A 2,824-nucleotide genomic window follows, 5' to 3' on the forward strand; every position below is an offset into this window, starting at 1 on the left:
TCAGAGGTGGGCGTATATTAGGGCGATTTAATAAAAGTGTCAAATAGTTTTCTGAAGAAATATTAAAAAAAGCAGTCAAGCGATTAAAAATAACTCAAATTGTAGAAAATATATACATTTAGCCCTCATTTTTCTGAAAAGGTTCAATAATTGCCTTTATAACGGAGGGATGTTGTAAATATCCTAAAATCTCATGAGGCTGGTTGGCGAAGGTGAAAATTTTCTGATTAATAATAGGCGGGTCAAAGGTAAAAGGAGGTTCACATAAGGGAAATGCAGTCAGAAAATCATCTTGAGAGTAAAAATTAAACCATTCACCATGAATACATGGTGGTCTGACAATAGGACTAGGAAGCTTACTTTGAATAACCCTAAAAGATAAAGGGGAAGCCAACGTTATAAATCTTTTAATTGAAAACCGATGTGAAGGGTTTGAAAGTAGGTTAAAAGCGATAACTGAACCAAGAGAGTGCGCAACGACAATATAATCATCTTCTTCTCGCATTTTCTTTAAAATCCGCTCATTCACTTCTTGCATAAATTCAGGATTAGATAAATACATATAAGTTTCAATCAGAAACTGCTGTATCAAGCTCTCATGTAATTTAGGGAAATTATTTAAAAGAACAACCAACTCTTTAAGTACTCGGTCTTTTACGAGCTGAGAGGTGAGATAGAGTCGTTCCGAAAAGCTTTTTTCAGCTGGATCGGTTGCTGGTAGTAATAAAGGAACAAATGGAGTGTGTTCTTTAGCTGGGGGATTATGGCGATGTAAATGAATGGGTAAATAATTATTTAAAAATGACTTGGGTAATAAAGTGTTAAGGTCTAATTGATTGTTTAACTGATATTTAGTCATCAGATCGCCATAAAATGGCATGTGAATATGAAGATCGCGCACGTTAACTTTGCAAGGCATCTGTTTTAGGCCAAGCTTAAATACTTTTAGCCAATGCTCTTTCAAGCGGTGAGCAGTGTAATTCTGTTGATTCATCCCGTGGATAAATATAATTTTCATTCTATACAAGGAATTGTTTTTAATATAAATTTTAATCTACAACGGTATGTTATATAAAACCAGTATGTAGACAAAAAAAAGTGTAGCTTTTTGCTACACTTTAATTCAATAAGAGCTGTTTAGACTTTATTGCGGTAAAAAATAAAATAGCTGACATAACATAAAGCTGTAAAAATTAGACAGCCCACAAAACCAGCACGCATTTCAGGGTCTGCTGCCATGCTCAAACAAGTAATAAAGCAGAAAATAAAACCTAAAATCGGCACGATAGGAAATAATGGAGCGGCATATTGTAAGTCTTTAACTGTATGGCCAGATTTGTACCATTGGCGACGGAAATTAAATTGACTTAAACAAATGCTCATCCAGACAATAACCATCGTAAATGCAGCAACGCCAAGCAGATTTTTAAAGATAGTCTCTGGTGCAAATTGCTCTGATAACAAACCAGGAATTGCTCCAAACATTGTTACAACTAGGGCAACAATCGGTGTTCCGCTTTTTGAAAGCGTAGCAAATACGCTCGGTAATAATTTTTGTTCTGACAATGACCACATCATACGCGAAGCGGCGTAAAGTCCTGAGTTTGCTGCTGAAAGTAGGGCGGTAATAATTACAAATCGAATAATGTCATCCGCATATGGAATGCCAATATAATTAAATACGGTAACGAAAGGACTACTACTTACGCTTTCACTGCCTAAACCTGCAAGCTGGAAGGGAAGCAAAGCGCTAATAACAATAATGGTTCCGACAAAGAAAATAAGAAGGCGCCAAATCGCAGCGTTAATTGCTTTGGGTACATTCTGAGCCGGATCTTTGGTTTCACCTGCTGCTACGCCAATTAATTCAGTGCCTGAGAAAGCAAAGTTAACAATGAGCATGGTGGTAAAAATAGGAATTAAACCGTGTGGAAACCAGCCTTGAGCTGTAAGATTGCTAAATAGCGGTGCAGTTTGGCTACCATGAAAAGGAATTAAACCAAAAATTGCTAAGAGGCCGAGCACAATAAAAGCAATAACAGTAATGACTTTAATAAGAGCTAGCCAAAACTCAGACTCAGCAAAAATGCGAGTTGAACTAATATTTAAACCAAAAATAGTGATTGCAAAAACAATTGTCCAGATCCACATTGAAATATGTGGGAACCATTCCTGCATGAGTAACGCTGCGGCTGTGAATTCAGTTCCAAGCGTTGCAGTCCAAGTCAGCCAGTACATCCAAGAAATCATATAGCCTGTACTAGGACTAATATATTTTTTGGCATAAGCACCAAAAGAACCTGAAACAGGCATGTGTACAGCAAGCTCTCCTAGGCAGAGCATGACCATATACGCAATCGCACCACCAAGAATGTAGGCAATAATTGCGCCAATAGCTCCAGTTTGTGAAATGACTTCCCCTGAACCTAAAAATAAACCAGTTCCGATCGCCCCGCCGAGTGATAGCATTACAAGATGGCGAGTGCTCATGGCTCTTTTTAAAGGTGCAGTACTGTTCTGATGCTGATGAGCATCTAGTTGATTGTCAGATGGCTGCATATTACACATTGAGAGAATTAAGAAAGACGCTATTTTAGATAAAATAGGCAAATGTGCAATCTAGAAAGAGATAAAGAATAAACAGTAAGGTGACGATAGAGTCTTTTTATAATTTTTAAAGCAGAATATGGCGTCCCTACGGGGATTCGAACCCCGGTTACCGCCGTGAAAGGGCGATGTCCTAGGCCTCTAGACGATAGGGACATATGTGAGGCATACATCTGAAAAAAATTACTGGCGTCCCTACGGGGATTCGAACCCCGGT

At 38.1% G+C, this 2,824-nt stretch carries 2 protein-coding genes and 1 tRNA gene; all 3 read right to left on the reverse strand.

Features of this window, described 5'->3' with window-relative positions:
- Positions 1–118: 118 nt before the first annotated feature.
- The 3 genes from NL42_RS18995 to NL42_RS19005 all read right to left on the reverse strand — a co-directional run bounded on the left by NL42_RS18995 (position 119) and on the right by NL42_RS19005 (position 2,763).
- A complete protein-coding gene (locus tag NL42_RS18995) occupies positions 119–1,018 on the reverse strand; it encodes a hypothetical protein (RefSeq protein WP_461313933.1) in 900 nt (299 codons plus the stop codon).
- A gap of 119 nt (positions 1,019–1,137) precedes the next feature.
- Positions 1,138–2,559 carry an amino acid permease gene (locus NL42_RS19000; RefSeq protein WP_016139971.1) on the reverse strand — a complete coding sequence of 474 codons (1,422 nt, stop codon included), beginning with the start codon at positions 2,557–2,559 and terminating at the stop codon, positions 1,138–1,140.
- 128 nt (positions 2,560–2,687) lie between these two features.
- Positions 2,688–2,763, reverse strand: a tRNA-Glu gene (locus NL42_RS19005).
- Positions 2,764–2,824 lie beyond the last annotated feature (61 nt).

This window comes from Acinetobacter sp. GN11 (assembly GCF_054823985.1).

Coding starts and splice junctions, on each gene's coding strand:
- NL42_RS18995 (WP_461313933.1), bottom strand. CDS start 1,018: ATGAAAATTATATTTATCCACGGGATGAATCAACAGAATTACACTGCT.
- NL42_RS19000 (WP_016139971.1), bottom strand. CDS start 2,559: ATGCAGCCATCTGACAATCAACTAGATGCTCATCAGCATCAGAACAGT.